Here is a 5497-nt window from a genome sequence, read left to right as displayed (position 1 = left end):
GACCGGCTCATCTCGGCGCCGCCGAGGCGGCCCGAGCACTGCACCCGGATGCCCTTCGCGCCGGCGCGGAGCGAGGACTGCATGCCCTTGCGCATCGCCCGCCGGAACGAGACCCGGCTGGCGAGCTGCTCGGCCACGGCCTGCGCGACCAGCTGCGCGTCGACCTCGGGGTTCTTGACCTCGAGGATGTTCAGCTGCACCTGCTTCCCGGTGAGCTTCTCCAGCTCACCGCGGATGCGGTCCGCCTCGGCACCACGCCGGCCGATCACGATCCCCGGGCGGGCCGTGTGGATGTCGACCCGCACCCGGTCGCGGGTGCGCTCGATCTCGACCCGGCTGATCCCGGCCCGCTCCATGCCCTTGGACATGAGCTTGCGGATCGCGACGTCTTCCTTGACGTAGTCGCGGTACCGCTGGCCGCTCTTGGTGCTGTCGGCGAACCACCGGCTCTTGTGCTCGGTGGTGATGCCGAGGCGGAACCCGTGCGGGTTGACCTTCTGGCCCACTACTGGGTCCTCCCCTTCAACTCGGCGGCGCCCTGGGGCGCCGCCTTCTTCGCGGCGGCCTTCTTCGTGGTCGCCCTCTTCGCGGCGGTCTTACCGGTGCGCTCCGGCCGCTCGGCGCGGTCCGCCGCTTCGCGCGGCGCGACCACCACGGTGATGTGGCTGGTGCGCTTTCGGATCCGGTACGCACGCCCCTGCGCACGCGGCCGGAACCGCTTCATCGTCGGGCCCTCGTCGACGTACGCCTCCTGCACGATCAGCAGGCGCTCGTCGAAGGGCTGCGCCAGCGCGTCCGCCTTCACCCGGGCGTTCGCCATCGCGCTCTGCACGACCTTGCGCACGGGCTCGCTCGCCGCCTGCGGCGCGAACTCCAGCACCGCGACGGCCTCGGCCGCCTGGCGGCCACGGATCAGATCGACGACGCGCCGGGCCTTCGTGGGCGTGACGCGGACGTACCGCGCCTGCGCCTTGGCTTCCATCAGTGAACCTCTCAGTCCAGTCCGCTCAGTCCAGTCCGCTTGAGCTCGCGCTCAGCGGCGGCGGCCCTTGCGGTCGTCCTTCTCGTGGCCCCGGAACGTGCGCGTGGGGGCGAACTCCCCCAGCTTGTGGCCGATCATCGACTCGGTGACGAACACCGGGACGTGCTTGCGCCCGTCATGCACCGCGATCGTGTGCCCGAGCATCTCCGGCACGATCATCGAACGGCGGGACCAGGTCCGGATGACGTTCTTGGTCCCCTTCTCGTTCTGAACGTCCACCTTCTTCATCAGGTGGCCGTCGACGAAGGGCCCTTTCTTGAGACTGCGAGGCATCGGAATCGGGCTCCTATCAGCGCTTCTTGCCCGTACGGCGACGGCGGACGATCATGGCGTTGCTTGCCTTGTTGGGACGGCGCGTGCGGCCCTCCGGCTGGCCCCACGGGCTCACCGGGTGCCGGCCGCCGGACGTCTTGCCCTCGCCACCGCCGTGCGGGTGGTCGATCGGGTTCATCGCGACACCGCGCACCGTGGGTCGCTTGCCCTTCCAGCGCATCCGGCCGGCCTTGCCCCAGTTGATGTTCGACTGCTCGGCGTTGCCGACCTCGCCGACGGTCGCGCGGCAGCGCACGTCGACGTTGCGGATCTCACCGGAGGGCATCCGCAGCTGGGCGAACTGGCCTTCCTTCGCCACCAGCTGTACCGAGGCGCCGGCCGAGCGGGCGATCTTCGCACCGCCGCCGGGCCGCAGCTCGATGCAGTGGACGACGGTGCCGACCGGGATGTTGCGCAGCGGCAGGCTGTTGCCGGGCTTGATGTCGGCGCTCGGGCCGTTCTCGACCGTGTCGCCCTGCTTGAGCTTCCACGGCGCGAGGATGTAGCGCTTCTCGCCATCCGCGTAGTGCAGCAGCGCGATCCGGGCGGTGCGGTTCGGGTCGTACTCGATGTGCGCGACCTTCGCCGGGACGCCGTCCTTGTCGTGCCGCCGGAAGTCGATCACCCGGTAGGCGCGCTTGTGGCCGCCACCCTGGTGCCGGGTGGTCACCCGGCCGGAGTTGTTGCGGCCACCCTTCTTCGACAGGGGGCGCACCAGCGACTTCTCCGGCTCGGTCCGGGTGATCTCGACGAAGTCGGCGACGGACGAGCCGCGCCGGCCCGGCGTCGTCGGCTTGTACTTGCGGATTCCCATGCTGAGTCAGTCCTCGTGTCGTGTCCTCGACAGGTCTGGCCGCCTAGGCGACCGGGCCGCCGAAGATGTCGATGGTGCCCTCGCGCAGCGTGACGATCGCGCGCTTGGTGTCCTTGCGCTTGCCGGTGCCGAAGCGGGTGCGGCGGCGCTTGCCCTGCCGGTTGATCGTGTTGACGGCCGCGACCTTCACGCCGAACACCTGCTCCACAGCGATCTTGATCTCGGTCTTGTTGGCCTGCGGGTCCACGATGAACGTGTACTTGTTCTCGTCGAGCAGGCCGTAGCTCTTCTCCGAGACGACCGGCGCGAGCAGGATGTCGCGCGGGTCGCGGTGGATCTTGCCGAGAGTACTCACGCTCTACTCCTCCTCCTCGACCTCTTGCGACGACGCCACGGCGGTCGCGCCCTTGCCACGCGGCGGACCCTCGAGGAACGCGGCCAGCGCGCCCTCGGTGAAGATCACGGCATCGGAGCACAGGACGTCGTACGTGTTGAGCTGGTCCGGGACCAGCAGGTGCACGTCGGACAGGTTGCGCAGGCTCTTCCAGGTGACGGCGTCATCGCGCTCGATGACCACCAGGAGGTTCTTGCGGTCCGCCACGTTGGCCAGCGCCGCGGCCGCGGCCTTCGCCGAGGGGACGTCGCCGTCGATGAGGCCCCGCACGACACGCACGCGGCCGAACCGCGCCCGGTCGGACAGCGCGCCGCGCAGCGCGGCGGCCTTCATCTTCTTCGGCGTCCGCTGCGAGTAGTCGCGGGGCGTCGGACCGTGGACGGTGCCGCCGCCGGCAAACTGCGGCGCGCGCGTCGAGCCCTGGCGGGCCCGGCCGGTGCCCTTCTGCTTGTACGGCTTCCTGCCGCCGCCGCGGACCTCGCCGCGGGTCTTGGTGGAGTGCGTGCCCTGCCGCGCCGCGGCGAGCTGTGCGACGACCACCTGGTGGATCAGCGGCACGTTGGTCTGGACGTCGAAGACCTCGGCGGGCAGCTCGGCCGTGCCGGCCTTCTTGCCCGTGGCGTCGAGGACGTCGACCGTCAGCGACTGCGTGGTGTCGGCGGTGGACTGGGCCACGGCGTCAGGCTCCCTTCGCAGCGGTACGGACGAAGACGACGCCACCACGCGGGCCGGGTACGGCGCCCTTGATCAGCAGCAGGCCGCGCTCGGCATCCACCGCGTGGACGGTGAGGTTCTGCGTGGTCTGCCGGTCGCTGCCCATCCGGCCCGCCATCCGCAGGCCCTTGAACACGCGGCCCGGCGTGGCACAGCCGCCGATCGAGCCGGGCGAGCGGTGCTTGCGCTGCGTGCCGTGCGAGGCGCCGAGGCCGTGGAAGCCGTGGCGCTTCATGACGCCCGCCGTGCCCTTGCCCTTGGTCGTGCCCACGACGTCAACCTTCTGGCCGGCGTCGAACAGCTCCACCGTGAGCTCCTGGCCGAGCGAGTAGTCGGCGGAGTCGGCGGTGCGCACCTCCACCAGGTGGCGGCGCGGCGTGACGCCCGCGGCGGCGAAGTGTCCTGCCAGCGGCTTGGTCACCTTGCGCGGATCCACCTGGCCGAAGGCGATCTGGACGCCTTCGTAGCCGTCCTTGTCCGGCGTGCGCACCTGGGTGACGACGCACGGCCCGGCCTTGACGACCGTGACCGGGACGAGCCGGCCGGCGTCGTCCCAGATCTGCGTCATGCCGAGCTTCTCGCCGAGCAGGCCCTTCACGGTGGATGCCGGCGCGCTGATGGTCTGCTGAGTCATCGCGGGGCGTCCCTCAGAGCTTGATCTCGATGTCCACGCCGGCCGGCAGGTCGAGACGCATCAGCGAGTCGACCGTCTTCGGCGTGGGGTTGATGATGTCGATGAGCCGCTTGTGCGTGCGCATCTCGAAGTGCTCGCGGCTGTCCTTGTACTTGTGCGGCGAACGGATCACGCAGAACACGTTCTTCTCCGTGGGCAGCGGCACCGGGCCGGCCACGGTCGCACCCGTCCGGACCACCGTGTCGACGATCTTGCGCGCCGAGCTGTCGATGACCTCGTGGTCGTAGGCCTTGAGCCGGATGCGGATCTTCTGTCCCGCCATGGCGTCCTAGCGCTCACTTTCCCTGAATCAAACCCGAATCGTCCGCTGCCAGTCCCCGACCCCCGAGGTCGGGTGTGTCGCATGTCCGGCGCATCGGTGTCCCCGCGCCATCCGGCGCCGAGAGTCGATGGTGGTCGTTCCTGCGTGGCCCTCCGCCGGTGACAGCCGGGGGCCGGCCGGGTGCGCTACCCACCCGCTGAGGGGCGCGGTGGCACGCCGCGGCAACTTTCCTAGTGTGCCAGACCCGATCGGTCCTTGACCAATCGATGCCCAACCTCGCCGTGATCAAGTAATCCCCGTGGATCAAGTACTTCCCGTGGATCAAGTAACTCCCGGGAATTGCTTGATCCACGGGGATTACTTGATCACGGCGAGGGGGTGGCGCCCCCGGACCGGCTCCCCGGGCCGGGGCGCCCCTCTCGCGCTATTTGATGATCTTCGTGACCCGGCCCGAGCCGACGGTCCGGCCGCCCTCGCGGATGGCGAAGAGCAGGCCCTCCTCCATCGCGATGGGCTGGATCATCTCGACCCGCATCTCGGTGTTGTCACCGGGCATGACCATCTCCGTGCCCTCGGGGAGGTGCACGACGCCGGTCACGTCCGTCGTCCGGAAGTAGAACTGCGGACGGTAGTTGTTGTAGAACGGCGTGTGCCGGCCACCCTCGTCCTTGGAGAGGATGTAGACGTTCGCCTCGAACTCGGTGTGCGGCGTGATCGAGCCGGGCTTGCACACGACCTGGCCGCGCTCGACGTCCTCGCGCTTGGTGCCGCGCAGGAGCAGGCCGACGTTCTCACCCGCCTGCGCCTCGTCCAGGAGCTTGCGGAACATCTCGACGCCGGTGACGGTCGTCGTCTGCGACTTCTCCTTGATGCCGACGATCTCGACGGTCTCGTTGACCTTGAGAACGCCGCGCTCCACCTTGCCGGTGACGACGGTGCCGCGACCGGTGATGGTGAAGACGTCCTCGATCGGCATCAGGAACGGCTTGTCGATGTCCCGCTGCGGCTCCGGGATCGCCGTGTCAACGGCCTCCATGAGCTCCAGGAGCTTGCCGGACCACTCCGCGTCGCCCTCCAGCGCCTTGAGCGCCGAAACGCGCACGACGGGGACGTCGTCGCCCGGGAACTCGTAGGTCGACAGGAGCTCGCGGACCTCCATCTCGACGAGCTCCATGATCTCCTCGTCGTCGACCATGTCGGACTTGTTGAGCGCGACCACGATGTAGGGGACGCCGACCTGCCGGGCCAGCAGCACGTGCTCACGC

Annotated in this window: 8 protein-coding genes and 1 pseudogene; all 9 read right to left on the bottom strand. The window is 69.4% G+C overall.

Annotation, left to right across the window (positions count from 1 at the left end; genetic code table 11):
* On the bottom strand, positions 1–506 hold a 506-nt coding region (gene rpsC / locus AC08OU_RS16925), incomplete at its 3' end, for a 30S ribosomal protein S3 (RefSeq protein ID WP_476605288.1).
* Positions 507–634: 128 nt separating this feature from the next.
* Positions 635–982 (bottom strand): annotated as a pseudogene (gene rplV / locus AC08OU_RS16920) (50S ribosomal protein L22); the annotation flags it as partial.
* 51 nt (positions 983–1033) lie between these two features.
* Entirely contained in the window at positions 1034–1315 is a 282-nt protein-coding gene (gene rpsS / locus AC08OU_RS16915) for a 30S ribosomal protein S19 (protein WP_476605287.1), read from the bottom strand.
* 16 nt (positions 1316–1331) lie between these two features.
* Positions 1332–2168 carry a 50S ribosomal protein L2 gene (gene rplB, locus AC08OU_RS16910; RefSeq protein ID WP_476605286.1) on the bottom strand — a complete coding sequence of 279 codons (837 nt, stop codon included), beginning with the start codon at positions 2166–2168 and terminating at the stop codon, positions 1332–1334.
* A gap of 43 nt (positions 2169–2211) precedes the next feature.
* A complete protein-coding gene (rplW, locus tag AC08OU_RS16905) occupies positions 2212–2523 on the bottom strand; it encodes a 50S ribosomal protein L23 (protein ID WP_476605285.1) in 312 nt (103 codons plus the stop codon).
* A gap of 3 nt (positions 2524–2526) precedes the next feature.
* Positions 2527–3237: a 50S ribosomal protein L4 gene (gene rplD / locus AC08OU_RS16900; protein ID WP_476605284.1), complete on the bottom strand. Its 711-nt coding sequence runs from the start codon at positions 3235–3237 to the stop codon at positions 2527–2529.
* Between the two features lie 4 nt (positions 3238–3241).
* Positions 3242–3910, bottom strand: coding sequence for a 50S ribosomal protein L3 (rplC, locus tag AC08OU_RS16895; RefSeq protein ID WP_476605283.1), 669 nt, complete (start codon positions 3908–3910; stop codon positions 3242–3244).
* A gap of 13 nt (positions 3911–3923) precedes the next feature.
* Positions 3924–4232 carry a 30S ribosomal protein S10 gene (gene rpsJ, locus AC08OU_RS16890; protein ID WP_052530780.1) on the bottom strand — a complete coding sequence of 103 codons (309 nt, stop codon included), beginning with the start codon at positions 4230–4232 and terminating at the stop codon, positions 3924–3926.
* A gap of 424 nt (positions 4233–4656) precedes the next feature.
* A partial coding sequence (locus AC08OU_RS16885; RefSeq protein WP_476605282.1) for an elongation factor Tu occupies positions 4657–5497 on the bottom strand: 841 nt, incomplete at its 5' end.

Source organism: Frankia sp. CcMO1, from assembly GCF_977945845.1.
This window is presented reverse-complemented; position numbering and strand designations above follow the sequence as displayed.

Coding starts and splice junctions, on each gene's coding strand:
- rplB (WP_476605286.1), bottom strand. CDS start 2,168: ATGGGAATCCGCAAGTACAAGCCGACGACGCCGGGCCGGCGCGGCTCG.
- rplC (WP_476605283.1), bottom strand. CDS start 3,910: ATGACTCAGCAGACCATCAGCGCGCCGGCATCCACCGTGAAGGGCCTG.
- rpsS (WP_476605287.1), bottom strand. CDS start 1,315: ATGCCTCGCAGTCTCAAGAAAGGGCCCTTCGTCGACGGCCACCTGATG.
- rpsJ (WP_052530780.1), bottom strand. CDS start 4,232: ATGGCGGGACAGAAGATCCGCATCCGGCTCAAGGCCTACGACCACGAG.